This is a genomic window from Kitasatospora sp. NBC_00240, assembly GCF_026342405.1.
Classification (GTDB): Bacteria; Actinomycetota; Actinomycetes; order Streptomycetales; family Streptomycetaceae; genus Kitasatospora.
On the sequence record NZ_JAPEMU010000001.1, the window covers coordinates 300610 to 317894 of the forward strand.

General features: G+C 73.4%; 15 protein-coding genes and 2 pseudogenes. 6 read left to right on the top strand and 11 right to left on the bottom strand.

What is annotated here, in order from left to right; genetic code table 11:
- Nucleotides 1-47: 47 nt before the first annotated feature.
- Nucleotides 48-905 carry a hypothetical protein gene (locus OG689_RS01275; protein WP_266316778.1) on the bottom strand — a complete coding sequence of 286 codons (858 nt, stop codon included), beginning with the start codon at nucleotides 903-905 and terminating at the stop codon, nucleotides 48-50.
- 31 nt (nucleotides 906-936) lie between these two features.
- Nucleotides 937-1533 carry a hypothetical protein gene (locus OG689_RS01280; RefSeq protein ID WP_266316779.1) on the bottom strand — a complete coding sequence of 199 codons (597 nt, stop codon included), beginning with the start codon at nucleotides 1531-1533 and terminating at the stop codon, nucleotides 937-939.
- Nucleotides 1534-1828: 295 nt separating this feature from the next.
- Between OG689_RS01280 and OG689_RS01285 the strand changes: the two genes are divergently transcribed.
- From OG689_RS01285 to OG689_RS01295, 3 genes are all read left to right on the top strand, one after another.
- Nucleotides 1829-2053 carry a DUF6458 family protein gene (locus tag OG689_RS01285; RefSeq protein WP_266316781.1) on the top strand — a complete coding sequence of 75 codons (225 nt, stop codon included), beginning with the start codon at nucleotides 1829-1831 and terminating at the stop codon, nucleotides 2051-2053.
- A gap of 148 nt (nucleotides 2054-2201) precedes the next feature.
- Nucleotides 2202-2651 carry an ATP-binding protein gene (locus tag OG689_RS01290; protein ID WP_266316783.1) on the top strand — a complete coding sequence of 150 codons (450 nt, stop codon included), beginning with the start codon at nucleotides 2202-2204 and terminating at the stop codon, nucleotides 2649-2651.
- Nucleotides 2652-2926: 275 nt separating this feature from the next.
- Nucleotides 2927-3748, top strand: coding sequence for a DUF4230 domain-containing protein (locus tag OG689_RS01295; RefSeq protein ID WP_266316785.1), 822 nt, complete (start codon nucleotides 2927-2929; stop codon nucleotides 3746-3748).
- Nucleotides 3749-3848: 100 nt separating this feature from the next.
- On the opposite strand, the pseudogene OG689_RS01300 reads toward OG689_RS01295, so the two are convergent.
- From OG689_RS01300 to OG689_RS01335, 8 genes and pseudogenes are all read right to left on the bottom strand, one after another.
- A pseudogene (locus OG689_RS01300) lies at nucleotides 3849-4045 on the bottom strand (phosphotransferase); the annotation flags it as partial.
- Nucleotides 4046-4136: 91 nt separating this feature from the next.
- Nucleotides 4137-4448 carry a hypothetical protein gene (locus OG689_RS01305; protein ID WP_266316786.1) on the bottom strand — a complete coding sequence of 104 codons (312 nt, stop codon included), beginning with the start codon at nucleotides 4446-4448 and terminating at the stop codon, nucleotides 4137-4139.
- A gap of 24 nt (nucleotides 4449-4472) precedes the next feature.
- Nucleotides 4473-4657: pseudogene (locus OG689_RS01310) on the bottom strand (GNAT family N-acetyltransferase); the annotation flags it as partial.
- A gap of 64 nt (nucleotides 4658-4721) precedes the next feature.
- On the bottom strand, nucleotides 4722-5258 hold the full coding sequence (locus OG689_RS01315; RefSeq protein WP_266316788.1) for a GNAT family N-acetyltransferase: 537 nt from the start codon (nucleotides 5256-5258) through the stop codon (nucleotides 4722-4724).
- A gap of 144 nt (nucleotides 5259-5402) precedes the next feature.
- Complete coding sequence (locus OG689_RS01320; protein ID WP_266326780.1) at nucleotides 5403-5870, bottom strand: ATP-binding protein; 468 nt, start codon at nucleotides 5868-5870, stop codon at nucleotides 5403-5405.
- Nucleotides 5871-6034: 164 nt separating this feature from the next.
- Nucleotides 6035-6361, bottom strand: a complete 327-nt coding sequence (locus tag OG689_RS01325; protein WP_266326782.1) for an STAS domain-containing protein — start codon at nucleotides 6359-6361, stop codon at nucleotides 6035-6037.
- 302 nt (nucleotides 6362-6663) lie between these two features.
- Complete coding sequence (locus OG689_RS01330; protein ID WP_266326784.1) at nucleotides 6664-7452, bottom strand: SigB/SigF/SigG family RNA polymerase sigma factor; 789 nt, start codon at nucleotides 7450-7452, stop codon at nucleotides 6664-6666.
- Nucleotides 7453-7699: 247 nt separating this feature from the next.
- The gene (locus OG689_RS01335; RefSeq protein WP_266316790.1) at nucleotides 7700-8656 is read right to left on the bottom strand and encodes an anti-sigma factor RsbA family regulatory protein; all 957 of its coding nucleotides are present in this window, start codon (nucleotides 8654-8656) and stop codon (nucleotides 7700-7702) included.
- Nucleotides 8657-9066: 410 nt separating this feature from the next.
- Here OG689_RS01335 and OG689_RS01340 point away from each other — a divergent pair, with 410 nt between their 5' ends.
- The gene (locus tag OG689_RS01340; RefSeq protein WP_266316792.1) at nucleotides 9067-13422 is read left to right on the top strand and encodes a HAMP domain-containing protein; all 4356 of its coding nucleotides are present in this window, start codon (nucleotides 9067-9069) and stop codon (nucleotides 13420-13422) included.
- A 66-nt stretch (nucleotides 13423-13488) separates the two neighbouring features.
- On the top strand, nucleotides 13489-15960 hold the full coding sequence (locus OG689_RS01345) for a SpoIIE family protein phosphatase (protein ID WP_266316794.1): 2472 nt from the start codon (nucleotides 13489-13491) through the stop codon (nucleotides 15958-15960).
- A 123-nt stretch (nucleotides 15961-16083) separates the two neighbouring features.
- On the opposite strand, the gene OG689_RS01350 is transcribed toward OG689_RS01345, so the two are convergent.
- Nucleotides 16084-16437, bottom strand: a complete 354-nt coding sequence (locus OG689_RS01350; protein WP_266316796.1) for a PRC-barrel domain containing protein — start codon at nucleotides 16435-16437, stop codon at nucleotides 16084-16086.
- A gap of 382 nt (nucleotides 16438-16819) precedes the next feature.
- On the opposite strand from OG689_RS01350, the gene OG689_RS01355 reads away from it, so the two are divergent.
- On the top strand, nucleotides 16820-17023 hold the full coding sequence (locus OG689_RS01355; protein ID WP_034090357.1) for a cold-shock protein: 204 nt from the start codon (nucleotides 16820-16822) through the stop codon (nucleotides 17021-17023).
- Nucleotides 17024-17285: the final 262 nt, after the last annotated feature.

The following is a 17285-nucleotide window of genomic DNA, read 5'->3' on the forward strand; positions in this document are numbered from 1 at the left end:
CACCGGCGGGGAGCCCGTCGGCGGGGAGCCCGTGAGCGCACAATCGCTCAGGAGGCGAGCAGCCGGTCCAGCAGGGTGTGGTACTCCCGCATCGCGAGCCGGAGCTCCTCGGTCGGGATTCCGCTGTCCTCCGTCTGTTCGCCCGCGCCGCGCAACCGGCGCCGGTTCTCACCCACCGATTCGGCGAGCAGGTCGGCGGCCTTGCCCACCAGCGCGTCCGCCTGCTCGACGGCCGCCCTGGGGTCGTCGACGAATCCGGTCTGGACCGCCCGCCACTGGGCGGAGAGCCGCTGGACCTGCGCCGTCTCCAGCCAGGGACCGGGTGCACGGAGACCGTCCCGCCCTGCCTCGCCGGGACCGGCCCCGGGCGTCACCGGGCCGGCGGTCCCAGAGCGGCTGTCGAGGGCATCCGAGCCCGTCGGCTGGCGTGGAATCACCCGCTCGGCGGCAGGCTTGCGGAGGGCGGGAGCCGGCCCGGCACCGGTCCGATCGGCGACCTGGCGCTCGTCCGCCGGTGTGCCGTCGATCCGCGCCCCGGCCGCCCGGTCCTCGGCCGTCCGGGTCTCGGCCCTTCGTGCATCGACCGTTCCCGGCTCGACCGCTCGACGTTCGGCGGTTCGCTGTTCGGCGGTTCGCTGTTCGGCCGTACGCTGCACCGGCTTTCGCGGCTGGTCGGCAGGACGCTCCGGGTACCTCCGTCCGTTCGCGGCGAGCGCCTCCGGCGCCCTGACGTCCGGTCCGTGCCCGTCCCGGCCGTGCCCGTCCGGGCCGTGGTCGTCCGGGCCGTGGTCGTCCGGGCCGTGGTCGTCCGACCAGCGGCCTTCCGAGCGGCGGTCCTCGCCGTCGGGTCGGGCGGTCCCGCCGCTCGTGTCCTCGTCGAAGCGTGAGCTGTTCTTCTCCGGCATGGGGCTCTCCTCCTCGGGTCTCGTCGTCAGGTCAGCCGGCGGACGGTGTCGGGCCGGCCGGGGCGGCGGCCACCCGGCCGGGCCGCACGGGCCCGCTGCGGCGCACCGGATGCTCGGCGCGCAGCACGTCCAGGGTGAGGTCGCGCAGGGCGATCAGGGCGGTCCGGAGCTCTTCCGTCCCGGTCCGGGTCGCCTGGGCGCGCTCCAGCGTGGACCGCGCCGCCCGGTACTCGGGCACCAGCTCGCCGTGGTGGACGGAGACCGCGCCCAGGCGGCCCTGGTCGGGGTAGCCGACCTTGTCCAGTACGGCGGTCAGCAGCCGGTCCGCGTCCGCGGCGGCGGTGCCGGGGTCGTCCACGAAGAGTTCCTGGATCCGGGCAAGCTCCCGTTCGGTCCGCTCCCGCTCGGCGGCGTCCACCGGCTTGAGCTCCAATCCGCGCAACAGCTTGAGCCGGTCGGTGAGTTCCCGTTCGGCCGCGTGGACGTCGCCCCCGTGGCCGAGCACCGCGCGGCTGTACTCCGGTCCGAAGCGCTCGCGCAGCCGCCGGGTCTTCAGCCGTGGCGCGGCGAGGGCGCCGGCCGCCACCACCGCGAGCAGACAGACAATCAGGATGACCAGCACGCTCATCCCAGCTCCTCTCCCGATCCCGCCGGACTCGGCTCCGGCTGGAGTGCGCCTAACCCCGCGGGCCGTTCCCAAACCCGGCCGCCGCACCGCCCCGGCGGGTCGGCGCCCACCCACCGCGCCCGCACCGCATCACCCCGGCCGCACCCCGGCTCCCCCGTCGAAGGGCCGCGCGCGGAGGACCCGTGCCGAGAAGTGCCCACAGCGGTCGGGCAGAACGGACGTATGTCCCCCACCGGGCGGGGTAGGCGCTGCGCCGACACGTTCGTGACGGTTTGCGATCCAAGAGGTGGTTCCCATGGGTATAGGCGGCTGCGTCCTCATCTTCGCGGCGGGCGCGATCCTGACCTTCGGCGTGGACTGGCATCTGTCGGGGGTGAACCTGCACGTGGTCGGCCTGGTGCTGATGGCGGCGGGCCTGCTGGGCCTGTGCTGCTACGTGAGCGTCCTGCGGCGCCGGCGCTTCGCGGGCGGGCGCGCCACGACGGTCATCGAGGACGGTGGGCGCTACGACGCGCCGTGACCCCGGCCCGACCCGCGGGCACCCCCTTCCCCGGGGCGCGACATCAACTGACCCGCTTCCCCGGGGCCCGAGATCACCTGACCCGTCGGCGCCGCAGGCCGGACCGGTCCGGCCGGGCGACAGCAACGAATACCGGACGGAGGCTGCCATGACCGCGCTCGTCGTTCCCGATCACCGTCCCTGCCGGGCGGAGTCCGACCTGTGGCGGCTGCCCCCGGACGGGCGGGCGGCGCAGCTGCTGCGGTCCCGGGTGGCCGGCCAGCTCTGCGAGTGGTGCCTGTCCGAGCTGGGCCCGGATCTGGCGCTGATCGCGAGCGAGCTGGCCGGGAACGCCGTCCGGTACGGGCGCCCGCCGTTCTGGGCGAACCTGCACATGCTGACCGACCCGGGCCGCCCGGAGTCCGTCCGGCTGATGGTCGCGGACTTCGGCCCCGGGTTCGACGTCGCGGACGTCGTCGACTCGTGGCGGCTGGCGGGAACGGCGGACAGCGCACGCGGCCGCGGGCTGCTGCTGGTGGACGCGCTGGCCGACAGCTGGGGCACCGCGGTGTGGGCGCCGCTGTGCCTCACCTGGGCCGACCTGGCCACCCTCCGCTGACCCGGGCACCCTGCGCCGACCTGGCCACCCTGCGCCGACCTGCCACGGCCGGGCGCGGGCGAAGCCCCCGGCCGTGGGAGGGAGCCGCCGCGGGCCGAAGGATTCCGGGCCGGAGCGAGCCGGCACCGGGCCCGGCAGGGGCCGGTCGTACACTCCCGAAGGGGTGGTAAAAACCTTTTGCGAACGGCGAGTTGATGGAACGCCGATTCCGGGGCAGAAGGTCGTCGAGGGGGCGGCGCATCCGGCTCCGTCCTCGGCCCACGGAGGACAACGCGATGGCACTCCCCCGCAACAGACGCCCGCTCCGCGGAGCCCAGGACGAGCCCGCTCCGTCGGCGGCCGGCAAGCCCACGGCCACCGAGGACCTGGCCCGGCGGAGCCCGGAGACGGCCGACGACCCGGCCCCGAAGGGCGGTTCCGCAACCGTGGAGGAACGCACCCCGGCGCAGCCGCGGGCCCGGCGCGGACTTCCCTGGTACCTCAGTGTCCCGATCACGCTGGCGGCCATCCTGGCGGTGTTCCTCGCCGCCGCCCGGTTCGACCTGCTGCCCGGCCTGCCCAACCCCTTCGCGGAGCGCCAGGTGGACCGCAGCCAGCCGGTCCTCCTCAAGTCCATCCAGGACATGAGCCGTTACACCGGCGCGACCGGAAACTTCCAGGTGATCATCGACCTGGACAACGACGCCAAGTTCCTGCCCTCGGCCCTGCTCGGCAACCGGACGCTCTACGTGGCCGCCGGCACGGTGGGCGCGTACACCGACCTCGGCGCGCTGGGCGCGGACGCCGTGACCGTGTCGGCGGACCGCCGTTCGGTGACGCTCCGGTTGCCGCACGCCCAGCTCGCCGACACCGCGCTGGATGTGAAGCGGTCGTACGTCTACTCGCAGCAGCGCGGGCTGTTCGACCGGATCGGCGACTTCTTCTCCGGAAATCCCGGCAACCTCCAGCAGTTGGAGGTGCTGGCGACCGGCAAGATCCAGACGGCGGCCAAGGACACCGCCCTGGTGGCCACCGCCGAGACCAACACCCGGACCATGTTCGTGGGCCTGCTGCGCTCGCTCGGCTTCACCACGGTGGACGTCACCGTGGTCGGCTGAGCGACCCGCCGAGTGCCGGTCGTGCCCGGCCGCAGCCGTCGACACCCGGCTGCGGCCGGGCACGGCCGGTGCCGGGCCCGCAGGCCCCGGCCCTCGATGCTCAGGCCTCGCCCAGCACCGTCCGGATCACGTGCCGGGCGTTCTCCGCCATGGCCGGGTTCGTCCGCCGGTGGTGCGGCAGTGCGACGAGCGCCTGCGAGAGCGTCCGCCCCCGACCGCGGACCCAGGTGGCCTCGTCGCACCGAGCGCCGCGCGGAAGACCGCCCGGGCCCCGTCCGGCAGCAGGTTCCACAGCGGAGAAGGTCCTCCCCGCCCGTGCGGACTCGTGCGGTACGGGTCCGCATCGGCCGGGGGCCGTCCGGTGCGGACCGCACCGTGGGGACGGTCGTCATCCCGTCGATCGAAGCCAGGCCAGGTACCGGTCACGGAAGTCCGGGCCCGGCGTCAGCCCGCCCCAGTCGGGGTCGTCGAACCACACCTGCGCCGCGCACTCCCCGGTCACCACCAGGCGGGAGAACATCCCGCAGCCGGCCTCCGCGAGGACCAGCGTCCCGGTCACCCGGTAGCCGCTGCGACCAGCCTTGCCCGGTCCCGCCCAGGCCCGGACATGCGGGAACGGCGTCGCCAGGAAGCCGGGCCCGCGCTCCTGCGCCCGGAGGTCGTGGACGGCGTCCTCCTCGTCCAACTCCTCGGATGCCAAGGACCCCGTGGTACGGGCCGGCTGAACCTGGTCGTGGCGGTGTTCGCCGACGGCGACAGAATCGGGCAGACGGCCGTAGTCGGTGCCGCCCGGCGACCGGCAGGGCTGCCGGCATCGGCGTTGCCGCCACGGGCGTCCAGGGCGAGGACCTCGATACCCGCCTCCCGGACGTCAGCGATCAAGGCGGCGGTCAGTGCCCGGCCGACACCGCACGCCGATGCTCGACGGTGGCCGCACCCTGGCCCGAACAGGCCCCCACCAGCAGGATCACCATCAGTCGCTGTGGCTCGGCCGCCATTCGGCGTCGAGGATGCTGAACATCTCGGAGTCCCGCCAGCCGTCCCGGATCAACGTGGTGTGCCGATGCCGCCCCTCGTACGTCATGCCGAGCTTGCCCAGCACCCGGGACGACGCGAGATTACGGGGGTCACAGGTCGCGTAGATCCGGTGGAGTCCCAATTCGCCGAACCCGCACGACAGAAGCTCTTGCCCGATCGCCGTGCCCACGCCCCGCCCCCAGGCCCTCGGGTGCACGATGTAGGCGATTTCGCCCTGACCATGGCGACGGCTACGAATGTGCAGCTCACCCATGCCGACGAGTTCGTTCTCGAAGCGGGCAACGTAGACGAATCTCTGCTGACGGGGGTGCGACCAGGCTTCGACGGCGGTCTGCACGAACGCGCGCGTCTGGTCCTCGGTGTTCGGCCCCCAAGGCTGGTAGCGACAAGCCTCCTCGAGGCCGGCCCAGGAGTGCACTGCCGGCCAGTCGTCGGGCACGAGCTTGCGCAAAGTCACCACGGATCGGCTCATGAGCGGATCTTGCCAGATCTCGTACGGGCGCGGGCCCGGACTTCACCGGCCCGCCACCGCCGTCGGACCGAGCCCCGCAGACCGGCGTCACCTTGCGTAACGTCGCGATACACGGCTGGCGTGCCAGTACTTGTCTGACAAGTCCTAAGCCGCCAGGCGTCCGGCGGCGAACTCCAACCAGACCGACTTCCCGCCCTGAACGGGCGTCACACCCCAGCGGTCGGCGAGCTTCTGGACGATGTGCAGTCCGTGGCCGCCCGGGCGGCCGGGCTCGTAGGGCGAGCGCAGCACGGGCACGGCGGGGTCCCCGTCCAGCACCTCGACGCGCAGCCCGTCGGTGGAGGCGGTCAGGACGAGTTCGTGCGGGCCGCCGGCGTGCAGGCAGGCGTTGGCCAGCAGTTCGGAGACCACCAGCAGGACGTCGTCCGCGGCGCTCTGGCCGTGCGGGTCCTGGCCGGCCGACCAGTTCCAGTCGGCGAGCGCCTGACGGGTGAAGTCCCGGCCGCGGGCGACCTGGCCCTTCAGTCCGGACAGCGCGAGGCGCCGACGCTGCCCGGTGAGGGGCAGGCCCGGGCGCGCCGGCCCCGTGCCCCCGGGAGTCTGGAAACTCATCTGGTTCACCCCGCCATGATGCTCTGCACTGGTCGACTTCGGCTCGTCCCGGGTCGTTGCCCTGTCCCGGTCCTGCCCCTGTGGTGGTTCGTCTGCCCTCTTCCGGACGGCCGACACACCGCCGGGGGGCCCGCTCGGCCGAAGATGGCCGGCCGGACGGGGCGTCAGCCGGAGGCGACGGCCTCGCCCACCGAGTCGTGGATCGAGAACACGGTGCCCGCCCCGGTGATCTCGAAGACCCGGGCGACCTGGGGCGCGAGGGCCACCAGTCGCATCGGCAGGTCCGCCGACTCCGCGGCGAGGCGGGTCTGAAGCAGCAGGTTGAGCCCCGAGGAGTCGCAGAACTGCAGGTCGGCCAGGTCCACGACCAGCATCGGCGGGCCGGCGGCCGTGGCTGCCTCCAGCGCCTCGCGGGCCGGGCCGAGACTGTCGAGGTCGAGTTCGCCCGCCAGCGAGCAGACCACGGCGCCGTCGACCTGCCGGGTGCCCACGCTCAAGCGGCCCACCGCGCCCGTCGGCCGCGTCGAGCCCGTACCGGCCTCACCGATTCCCATCGCCTTGCACCTTCCCCGGCAGTCTTCCGTACCCTCGCAGGACATCCTGCTCCGTCACGGCTCCGGTGTGCCGGAGCCCCCCACCCGCGTGGCGTGGGCCGCCTGCGGGACGGTCCGCCCGCGCCCGTCGGCCGGTGCCGGCCGGTCGGGCCCGCGTGCGCCGCAGCCGACCGGAACCCTACCCCGCCCGCCGCCCCCGGGCCCAGTCCGGCCTGTGGTCCGGGGGATGCCGCGGTCCGTCAGTCCTCTTCCGCCAGCAGGCCGCTGCGCAGCGTGGCGAGGGTGCGCGAGAGCAGCCGGGAGACGTGCATCTGGGAGACGCCGAGCCGGCTGCCGATCTCGGACTGGGTGAGCTCCTCGACGAACCGCATCGACAGGATGCTGCGCTCGCGTTCGGGCAGGGCCGCGATCAGGGGCTTGACCGCGTGGAGGTTCTCCAGGCGCTCGAATCCCGGGTCCTCGAAGCCGAGGCGGGCGGTGAGGGCGTTCTCGGCCTCGTCGTCGGTGCCCGCGTCGAGCGAGCCGGCGGTGTGGCTGTTGCTGGCGACCATCCCCTCGATGATCTCCTCCTCGGTCAGTTCGAGGTGGGCGGCCAGTTCGGCGACGGTGGGTGCCCGGTCGAGGCCCTGCTCCAGTTCGTCGCCGGCCTTGGCGATGGTCAGTCGTAGCTCCTGGAGCCGGCGGGGGACGTGCACCGACCAGGTGGTGTCCCGGAAGAAGCGCTTGATCTCGCCGATGATGGTCGGCAGGGCGAAGGTGGTGAACTCCAGCCCGCGTTCCGGTTCGAACCGGTCGATGGCCTTGATCAGGCCGACCGTCCCGACCTGCAGGATGTCGTCCATCGGCTCCCGGCTGTTGCGGAAGCGGCCGGCCGCGTAGCGGACCAGCGACTGGTTGAGTTCGATCAGGGTGGCGCGGGTGTAGGAGTATTCGCGGGTGCCCTCCTCCAGCGCGGCGAGGCGGACGAAGAGGGCCTTCGACAGCTGCCGGGCGTCGGCGGGTGCGACCTCGCGGGGGTTCTCGATCATCTCGGTGCCCCGGTCCTCGGCCGCCGGAGCGGTCGCGTCGACGGCGGTCGCGCCGTGCTCGGGGGCGGGGTGTGTGCGCTCCGTGCCAGGGTCAGCGGTCAGTGCAGCCTTCAGCGACGTCGTCATGGCAGTCCTTCCACCGGTTGGCCTCGTGTCCCACCCGGGTACCCGGGTTCCCCCGGTGCACGCCGGTAGGCAGCCGAAGTTCACGACTTCCTCACGGTTCCGTCACAGAGTGTCGGGAATGTCACAGAATGCCAGGGAACATTCTGACGTGCAGGCGCAGTGTGAGGCCGGCGCCGCCGACTCGGGTCTCGACCAGGTCGCAGGGCTGGTGGATCATCCAGAGCCCGCGGCCGCCGTCCGCCTCGGCCGCGCCCGGCCGGGCCCGGCCGGCCAGCGAGTCGACCGGCCGGCCGCCGTCGGTGATCTCCGCCACGGCGTGCCCGTCGGCCGTCCACAGCCTCAGCCGGCCGAGGCCCCCGCCGTGCGCGAGCGAGTTGGCGGTGGCCTCGCCGACCGCCAGCACCAGATCGGCCGTCCGGGCCAGGCCCGCGGCCGCCGCCCAGCCGTGCACGTGGTCGCGGACCTGCGCCAGCCGGCCCGGGCCGTACACCAGCTCCCGGGCCCCGGGCGGCTCCGGAAGCGGGGTGTCGCAGGCCGCGACCATCAGCGCGGGGTCGGTGCAGGCCGGGCCGGGCCGGCTCGTCCCGCCCTGGAGCAGGGTCGGATGGGTGCGCCGGGCATCGACGAGCACCGCCGGCGGCAGCCCGGTCGTGTCGTAGGGGCACAGGACGGTCGCAGGCATCCCCCGGAAGGCCAGGTTGATCAGCGCCTCGTGCCGGGTGGCCCCGGTGATCTCGGCCGCCGAGCGGCCCGGCCGGATCGGCTCCCCGACGATCCGCACCGGCCGGCCACGGTGCCCGGCGGCGAACTCCCGGAGCCGGGCGAGGATCCGCCCGGGATTGCGGCCGAGCGCCGTCATGTCGGCGCTCTCCACCTCACCGGACGCGGGCCCCAGCACGCCCCGGAGCAGGTCCGGCCGCTCACCGGGCACCGCCACCAGGACGGGTTCGGGCGCCGCCAGGGCCGCCCGGACGAAGCCGCCCACGCCCGCGGCGTAGTCGGCGCTGCCGCGGTGGAAGAGCGCGGGATGTGCGAACGACCCGGTGGATCGCTCCACGCGGGTCACGCTGGGGGTCATGGCCGCACACCTCCCGACGTCCGTGGCGTGCCCGCCGCGTGCCGGGCCCGTACGGTCCGGCTGCAGCCGCGTCTACCCGGCGACCCTCCCGTCACACTTCTGGTGCCGGTCCCCTGGTGGCACTCCCGGTGCCGGCCAGGCGCGGGACGGCGCGCGGCCGCAGCCCGCGCGCCGGGCGGCGCCGCACCCCGCCCCCGTCCGCCGGTCACTCCCGGACGGGCCAGGACCGGGGTTCCGCGCCGCAGTGCCCCGGCGCTCCCCTGGGGTAACCTCCAAACGGCTCGCCCGGACCGCCCACCGGCCCCGACGAGCCTCCTGAGGTCCAGGATCGGCAGCCGAGCGCGGTACGCGCAGAAGCTCCGGGCGGAGTCCGCGGCCCCTACGGCGGACGAGGGGAAGTGCGGGACGGCATGTCTGACACCAACGCCGGCAAGGCGACGGCCGCAACGAAGGGCCGTGGCCCGGCCGACCCGGCCGCCCCCGGACCGAAGACGGCGCCGGAGGCGTCCCGACCCGCCTCGGCCGTACCCCGGCCCCCGGCGGCGCCCGCCGGCGTCGGCGAGCCCGAACTGCGCCAGCTGCTGGCCGGGCTGACCGCCGTCCGCGACGGGGACTTCGGGAGGAGGCTGCCGGACGACGAGGGCCTGATCGGCGAGATCGCCACGGTCTTCAACGGCATGGTCGACCAGCTCTCGCTGTTCACCTCCGAGGTGACCCGGGTGGCCCGCGAGGTCGGCACCGAGGGCCGGCTCGGCGGCCAGGCCGAGGTCCCCGGGGTCTCCGGCACCTGGGAGGACCTCACCGACTCGGTCAACGCGATGGCCGGCAACCTCACCACCCAGGTACGGGACATCGCCCAGGTGGCCACCGCGGTCGCCAAGGGCGACCTGACCCAGAAGATCACCGTGGACGCCCGCGGCGAGATCCTCGAACTCAAGAACACCGTCAACACCATGGTCGACCAGCTGTCCTCGTTCGCCGGGGAGGTGACCCGGGTGGCCCGCGAGGTCGGCACCGAGGGCCGGCTCGGCGGCCAGGCCAACGTCCAGGACGTCTCCGGCACCTGGCGCGACCTCACCGACTCGGTGAACTCGATGGCCGGCAACCTGACCGCCCAGGTCCGCTCGATCGCCCAGGTGGCGACGGCGGTGGCCGGCGGCGACCTCTCGCAGAAGATCCGGGTGGACGCCCGCGGCGAGATCCTCGAACTCAAGGAGACCATCAACACGATGGTCGACCAGCTCTCGGCCTTCGCCGGCGAGGTGACCCGGGTCGCCCGCGAGGTCGGCACCGAGGGCCGGCTCGGCGGCCAGGCCAACGTCCAGGACGTCTCCGGCACCTGGCGCGACCTCACCGAGTCGGTCAACGTGATGGCGGACAACCTGACCGCCCAGGTCCGCTCGATCGCCCAGGTCACCACGGCGGTCGCGCGCGGCGACCTCTCACAGAAGATCCGGGTGGACGCCCGCGGCGAGATCCTCGAACTCAAGGAGACCATCAACACGATGGTCGACCAGCTCTCCGCCTTCGCGGACGAGGTGACCCGGGTCGCCCGCGAGGTCGGCACGGAGGGCAACCTCGGCGGGCAGGCCACCGTCCGCGGCGTCTCCGGCACCTGGAAGGACCTCACCGACAACGTCAACGTGATGGCCTCCAACCTGACCGGCCAGGTCCGCTCGATCGCCCAGGTGGCGACGGCGGTGGCGCGCGGCGACCTCTCGCAGAAGATCACCGTGGAGGCCAAGGGCGAGGTGGCGGCGCTGGCCGGGGTGATCAACACCATGGTCGACACCCTGTCGGCCTTCGCCGACGAGGTGACCCGGGTGGCCCGCGAGGTCGGCACCGAGGGGACGCTCGGCGGCCAGGCCCGGGTACCCAACGTGGCCGGCACCTGGAAGGACCTCACCGACAACGTCAACTCGATGGCCAACAACCTGACCGGCCAGGTCCGCAACATCGCGCAGGTCACCACGGCGGTGGCCCGCGGCGACCTGACCCGCAAGATCGACGTCGACGCGCGCGGCGAGATCCTGGAGCTCAAGACCACCATCAACACCATGGTCGACCAGCTCTCCTCGTTCGCCGCGGAGGTCACCCGGGTGGCCCGCGAGGTCGGCAGCGAAGGCCGGCTCGGCGGGCAGGCCGAGGTGGAGGGCGTCTCCGGCACCTGGAAGCGGCTGACCGAGAACGTCAACGAGCTGGCCGGCAACCTGACCCGCCAGGTCCGCGCGATCGCCGAGGTGACCAGCGCGGTCGCCGAGGGCGACCTGACCCGCTCGATCACGGTGGAGGCCCCCGGCGAGGTCGGCGACCTCAAGGACAACATCAACTTCATGGTGGAGTCGCTGCGCGAGACCATCCGCGCCAACCAGGACCAGGACTGGCTCAAGTCCAACCTGGCCCGGATCTCCGCCCTGATGCAGGGCCGGCGCGACCTCTCGGTGGTCGCCGACCTGGTGATGGACGAGCTCACCCCGCTGGTCGGCGCCCAGTACGGCGCCTTCTACCTGGCCGACGACACGGCCGACGGCCCCGAACTGCGGCTGATCAGCTCGTACGGCATGCGCGACCTGCCCGGCAGCCCGGGGCGGCCGGCCTCCTTCCGGTTCGGCCAGTCGCTGGTCGGGCAGGCGGCCCGCAGCCGGCGCACCATCTCGATGGACGGGGTGCCGGCCGGCTACGTCACCATCGCCTCCGGCCTCGGCGCCACCGCGCCCAACTCCCTGATCCTGCTGCCGATCGTGGTCGAGGGGCAGGTCCTCGGAGTGATCGAGCTGGCCTCCGTGCACCGGTTCACCCAGACCCACCGCGACTTCCTCGACCAGCTGATGGAGACCGTCGGCGTCAACGTCAACACCATCGTGGCGAACGCCCGGACGGACGAGCTGCTCGGCGAGTCCCAGCGGCTGACCGCCGAGTTGCAGGTCCGCTCCCGGGAACTCCAGTCCCGCCAGGAGGACCTGCAGTCCTCCAACGCCGAACTGGAGGAGAAGGCCGCCCTGCTGGCCGCGCAGAACCGCGACATCGAGACCAAGAACCTGGAGATCGAGCAGGCTCGCCAGGAACTGGAGGACCGCGCCCACCAGTTGACCCTCGCGTCCACCTACAAGTCCGAGTTCCTGGCCAACATGAGCCACGAGCTGCGCACCCCGCTGAACAGCCTGCTCATCCTGGCCCAGCTGCTGGCCCAGAACCCGACCCGCAACCTGACCGCCAAACAGGTCGAGTACGCCGGCATCATCCACTCGGCCGGCTCCGACCTGCTGCAGCTGATCAACGACATCCTCGACCTCTCCAAGGTCGAGGCGGGCAAGATGGACATCAACCCCGAGCGGGTCCCGCTGCGCCAGCTGCTCGACTACGTCGAGGCGACCTTCCAGCCGCTGATCACCCAGAAGAGCCTGAGCTTCCGGATCACCACCGCGCCCGGGGTGCCCGCCGACATCCTCACCGACGACTACCGGCTGCGGCAGATCCTGCGCAACCTGCTGTCCAACGCGGTGAAGTTCACCGAGACCGGCAGCGTCCGGCTGAGCATCGAGAACGCGGACCTCGCCGAGATCCCCGACCTGGCCCGGCACAGCGGCCCGGTGCTGGCCTTCCGGGTCGTCGACACCGGGATCGGGATCGCCGAGGAGCACCTGCAGAGCGTCTTCGGCGCGTTCCAGCAGGCCGACGGCACCACCAGCCGCAAGTACGGCGGCACCGGGCTGGGACTCTCCATCAGCCGCGAGATCGCCTACCTGCTGGGCGGCGCGATCACCGCCGAGAGCGCGGTGGGCCAGGGCAGCACCTTCACCCTCTACCTGCCCGCCGCCCGCACCGACCTGGCCGGCCCGCAGACCCGCGGCGGCACCCCGGCCCGAACCGCCGCCCCGCCGGCCGTCGCCGCCCCGCTGCCCCGCCAGCGCCGCCGGCTGCTGGTGGTGGAGGCCCGGGCGGGCGGGCTGCTCTCGTTGGTGGCGGAGAGCGCGGTCGCGGACCTCGGCGACGCCGGGGACCTCGGCAGCTCCGCGCGGTCCGTCGAACTCGTCACCGCCCTCGGGGTCCGCGAGGCCGCGGCCGCCCTGGCCACCGAGGCCTGCCACTGCGCGGTGCTCGACCTCGACCTGCCGGACGGCGCCGCGCTGCGCTTCCTGGAGGAGGTCAACAACGACCCGGCCCTGCGGGGCGTGCCGATCCTCGCGCACAACAACCGCCGGATGCGGGCCGACCAGGAGCTCACCCTGCAGTCCCGCAGCACCAGCCAGCCGCTCGAACTGCTCTCCAGTCTGGACGAGTTGCGCGAGCGCATCACCCTGCACCTGAGCGCCGACCAGCCGGGCGACGTGCTCCCCCTGGTCCGCCCGGAGGAGTCGGCGAAGCCCGCCGCACGCGAGATCGGCGGCACCCTCGCCGGTCACACCGTGCTGGTGGTCGACGACGACGCCCGCAACCTGTACGCCATCACCGGCATCCTGGAACTCCACGGCATGCGGGTGCTGCACGCCGAGAACGGCCGGGCGGGCATCGAGGCCCTGGTCGCCAACCCCGCCGTGTCGGTCGTCCTGATGGACGTGATGATGCCGGAGATGGACGGCTACACGGCGACGGCCGCGATCCGGGCGATGCCCGAGCACACCGCGCTGCCGATCATCGCGGTGACCGCCAAGGCGATGCCGGGCGACCGGGAGAAGAGCCTCGCCTCCGGGGCCAGCGACTACGTCACCAAGCCGGTCGACGCGGCGGACCTGGTCGCGTGCATCCAGCACTGGCTGGGCCGGTAGGCCGGCGCGCCGACCCCGCCCCCGGCCACCGCCCGGCCCCGGCAGACCCGACCGAAGGAGCAGCCCGTGCAGGTCCAACCGCAACCCGAACCGGTGCAGCTGCTCCACCCGCCGGCGGCCCGGCGCCCCCAGGACGCGGCCGGCCCGGGGCGGGACGCCGCAGCGCCGCCGCAGGACCCGGCAGGTCCGGCGGAGGCCGCCGAGGTCACCGTCGGCCGGCTCGCGTCCACCGTGGAGCGGCTGCGCCGCCAGGTCCAGGAGGCCCAGGCCACCGCGGACGGCCGGGCGCTGGTCGAACTCGCCAAGGGCATCCTGGTGGAGCGGCTCGGCTGCGGCCCCTCGCAGGCCGCCCGGCAGCTCACCGATCTGGCCGGACAGGCCGGCCGGTCGCCGCTGGAGCTGGCCGCGGAGATCGTCAACCAGGCGGCCCGCGACCACCTCACCGACACCACCCGGGACCTGCTCGCCCCGCCCGGGAGCGAGACCCCCGGCACACCCGTCGCCGTGCGGCTGCGCAGCGCCGAGAGCGGGGCGCTGGCCGCCGGTGACACCCAGGCGGTGGCCGAGTCGCTGCTGGAGCACGCGCTCGCCCCGCTCGGCGCCACCGCGGTCGCCATCTGGTCCGCCCACCCGGACGGCTCGCTGGCGCTCGCGGGGCACGCCGGGTTCCCGGCGCAGGAGGCGGGCCGCTGGCACTACGTCCCGCCGGGCGTGGCCACCCCGGCCCGGCAGGCGCTCACCCGGCGGGCCGCGGTCTGGATCGAGTCGCTGGGCCGCTCGGGCCTGCCCTCGATCGGCCATCACCGCAACGCCGGCGGTCGCGCCGCCGTCCCGGCCGGGCTGGGCGGGCGGATCACGGGCGTCCTGGAGATCTGCTGGCCGGACGAGCCGGCGCCGCCGTCGCCGCAGATCCGGCGCCAGGCGGAGGCGCTGGCCGAGCTGTGCGCCCACACCCTGGAGCACCGGTCCGACGACTTCCCGGGGCGCGCCGGCGCGCCCGGCGCGCAGACCGCCCAGCTGAACGAGCTGGTCGACCTCGCCGACGGCCTGCACGACCCGGCGCTGGTGCTGGTGCCGCACGTCGAAGGCGGCCTGGTCACCGACTTCCGGGTGCACCACGCGGGAGCGCGTTTCGTGGACTTCGCCGGGCGCCCGCGCAGCGCCGTCGCGGGGTCGCTGCTGCTGGAGGCGTACCCGCTGGCGGCCGGGCCGGGCGGCCTGTTCGAGCAGGTGGCGTACGTGCACGCCGGCGGGGAGCCGTTCCGGGCCGAGCGGATGACGCTGGCCGCGGTGGTCGGGCAGGTGCCGCTGAACGCGGTCGCCGACCTGAGCCTCACCCGGCACGGCGGCGCCGTCCTGCTGGTCTGGCGGATCGAGGACGAGGCCGCGCGGGTCGCCGAGCTGCTCCAGCACGCCCAACGGCTGGGCCGGATCGGCGGCTTCGAGGAGAACACGGTCACCGGCGGGATCACCTGGAACAGCCCGCTGTTCGACCTGTACGGCCTCCACCCGTCCGCCGCGCCGATCCCGATCGACCAGTTGCAGGCGCACGCCCACCCGGACGACGCCGAGGCCATCGGGCGCTTCCTGCGGACCCTGCTGCACCATCTGCTGCCCGCCTCGACCGCGTTCCGGCTGCGGCGGCCGGACGGCATCGCCCGCCACATCCGGGTGGTCGCCGAACCGGTCCTGGACCTGGACGGCCGCCTGACCGCCGTGCGCGGCGCCTACCAGGACATCTCCTCCCAGCACTGGACCGAGGTGGCGCTCGCGGCCACCCGCGACCAGCTGGCGCAGAGCGAGCAGCAGGCGGCCGAGCGCAACCGGCTGGCCCGTCAGCTCCAGCACGCGATCATGCCGCCCACCCGGGGGCCGATGGACACCTCGGGGCTGCGGATCGGGGTGCGCTACCGGCCGGCCGAGAAGGACCACCTGGTCGGTGGCGACTGGTACGACGCGGTGGTGCTGCCCTCGAAGCAGATCCTGCTCTGCGTCGGCGACGTCGCCGGGCACGGCATCGAAGCGGCCACCGGCATGGTCGCGCTGCGCAACGCGCTGCGCGGGCTGGCCGCCACGGGCGCGGGCCCGGGCCAGCTGCTGGCCTGGCTGAACGTGGTGGCGCACCATCTGACCGACAACGTCACCGCCACCGCGGTCTGCGGCCTGTTCGACCCGGACACCCGGACGATGCGCTGGGCCCGGGCGGGCCACCTGCCGCCGGTGCTGCTGCGGGACGGCCGGGCGAGCACCCTGCCGCTGGTGGGCGGGCTGTTGCTGGGGGCGATCGCGGAGACCGAGTACGAGGAGTCGGAGCTCCAACTCCAGGCCGACGACACCCTGTTGATGTACACGGACGGCCTGATCGAGCGCAAGGACCGGTCGGTGCAGGACTCCCTGGACCGGCTGCTCACACTCGCCCACGGGACGGCCGGGGCGGGCACCGCACCGAGCCTGGAGAAGCGGCTCGACCACCTGCTGACCCACAGCAACGCCGACACGGACGACGACACCTGCCTGATCGGGGTGCAGCTGGTCTGAGCCGGCCCGCGGCGGACGCCGGGACGTGCACCGGGACGTACGCCGGGGCCGCTCGACGGGCCGAACACGCCGGCGGGGGCGCGCCGGCCCGGCCGCCGCGCCCCCGCCCGGATCCCGCCGCGGCTACAGCATCGTCCGGCCGTAGTAGTACTCACCGAGGTGCGTCCGGTAGTCGGAGTCCCCGTCGTGCCGCTCGCGGAGGAACTCGGGCGCGTCCTTGACGTCCTGTTTCGTCCGGTTCAGGTAGACCGTCCCGGTGTCGGTGTCGACGCTGGAGATGCATCCGGCGGGCAGCAGGACCTCCCTGCCGAAGATCCAGACGCCCGTGTCGACCACGACTCCCGCCGCGCCGGCGTCCGCGGTGTGCTTGTCCACCTTGCCGATGTGACCGTCGATCGCCTCGACCCGGTAGCCGGCCAGGTCCGTCCCGGTGAGGTATCCGGTCTCCGCCCGGTGCTCCCAAAGGTTCTCGCTCACAGCGCAGTTCCTCTCCGTCGGGGTGCCCCCGCCGGTGCCCGGCCGGTCCGTCGGAGGCCGTCCGGGCGACGGGGATCCGCCCCTCCGGCTGCCCCGCTTCCGGCCTTCCATGCCGGCCGGAACGGGTGCGTCCGGCGCCCCGGACGCACCCGTTCACGAACACGCCGGAGAATCCCGCTGCCCGGCAATCCCCCGCGGCGGCGCCGATGCTGCTACAGTCGAATCAGTTGCAGTTTTGGTTCCCATGAAATTTTGTGTGCGCCTGCTGGTTCCAACAGACAGGCGCATTTTTATTTCCTCGGGTTTCCCGGGCTCGGCGTCAGCTCTGCAACGCGAAGTTCGCAAGTGGCGGGCTTCGTACAGTTCTGAAGGAGATTTTTATATGGCTACTGGCACCGTGAAGTGGTTCAACGCGGAAAAGGGCTTTGGCTTCATCGAGCAGGATGGTGGCGGCGCCGACGTGTTCGCCCACTACTCGAACATCAACGCCCAGGGCTTCCGTGAGCTGCTTGAGGGCCAGAAGGTCGAGTTCGACGTCACGCAGGGCCAGAAGGGCCCGCAGGCGGAGAACATTCGCCCCCTCTGACTTCCACTGCACCGGCATCTGCCATTGCAGCAGAGGCCCGTACCGTGTACACGCACGGTACGGGCCTCTGGCCGTTTTTCACCCGGCGAGGCCGCGCCGTACACGGCCCGCCGCCCCCGGCGGTGACACTCCGTACGCCAACTGCGGGCCTTCCGTACACGCCGCGGACCGGCTGTGTGCATGCCCCGGACATCCCGCGTACACGTTCCCCAGGTGTTTTCGCACCCGCTTTCCCCGCACTTTCGCTGCGCGCTTTCGCCCC

What these genes read in the sequence shown, in the direction of transcription:
- OG689_RS01290 (WP_266316783.1), top strand. Translation starts at nt 2,202, where the DNA reads ATGACCGCGCTCGTCGTTCCCGATCACCGTCCCTGCCGGGCGGAGTCC.
- OG689_RS01335 (WP_266316790.1), bottom strand. Translation starts at nt 8,656, where the DNA reads ATGACCCCCAGCGTGACCCGCGTGGAGCGATCCACCGGGTCGTTCGCA.
- OG689_RS01295 (WP_266316785.1), top strand. Translation starts at nt 2,927, where the DNA reads ATGGCACTCCCCCGCAACAGACGCCCGCTCCGCGGAGCCCAGGACGAG.
- OG689_RS01285 (WP_266316781.1), top strand. Translation starts at nt 1,829, where the DNA reads ATGGGTATAGGCGGCTGCGTCCTCATCTTCGCGGCGGGCGCGATCCTG.
- OG689_RS01275 (WP_266316778.1), bottom strand. Translation starts at nt 905, where the DNA reads ATGCCGGAGAAGAACAGCTCACGCTTCGACGAGGACACGAGCGGCGGG.
- OG689_RS01340 (WP_266316792.1), top strand. Translation starts at nt 9,067, where the DNA reads ATGTCTGACACCAACGCCGGCAAGGCGACGGCCGCAACGAAGGGCCGT.
- OG689_RS01315 (WP_266316788.1), bottom strand. Translation starts at nt 5,258, where the DNA reads ATGAGCCGATCCGTGGTGACTTTGCGCAAGCTCGTGCCCGACGACTGG.
- OG689_RS01320 (WP_266326780.1), bottom strand. Translation starts at nt 5,870, where the DNA reads ATGAGTTTCCAGACTCCCGGGGGCACGGGGCCGGCGCGCCCGGGCCTG.
- OG689_RS01355 (WP_034090357.1), top strand. Translation starts at nt 16,820, where the DNA reads ATGGCTACTGGCACCGTGAAGTGGTTCAACGCGGAAAAGGGCTTTGGC.
- OG689_RS01330 (WP_266326784.1), bottom strand. Translation starts at nt 7,452, where the DNA reads ATGATCGAGAACCCCCGCGAGGTCGCACCCGCCGACGCCCGGCAGCTG.
- OG689_RS01280 (WP_266316779.1), bottom strand. Translation starts at nt 1,533, where the DNA reads ATGAGCGTGCTGGTCATCCTGATTGTCTGTCTGCTCGCGGTGGTGGCG.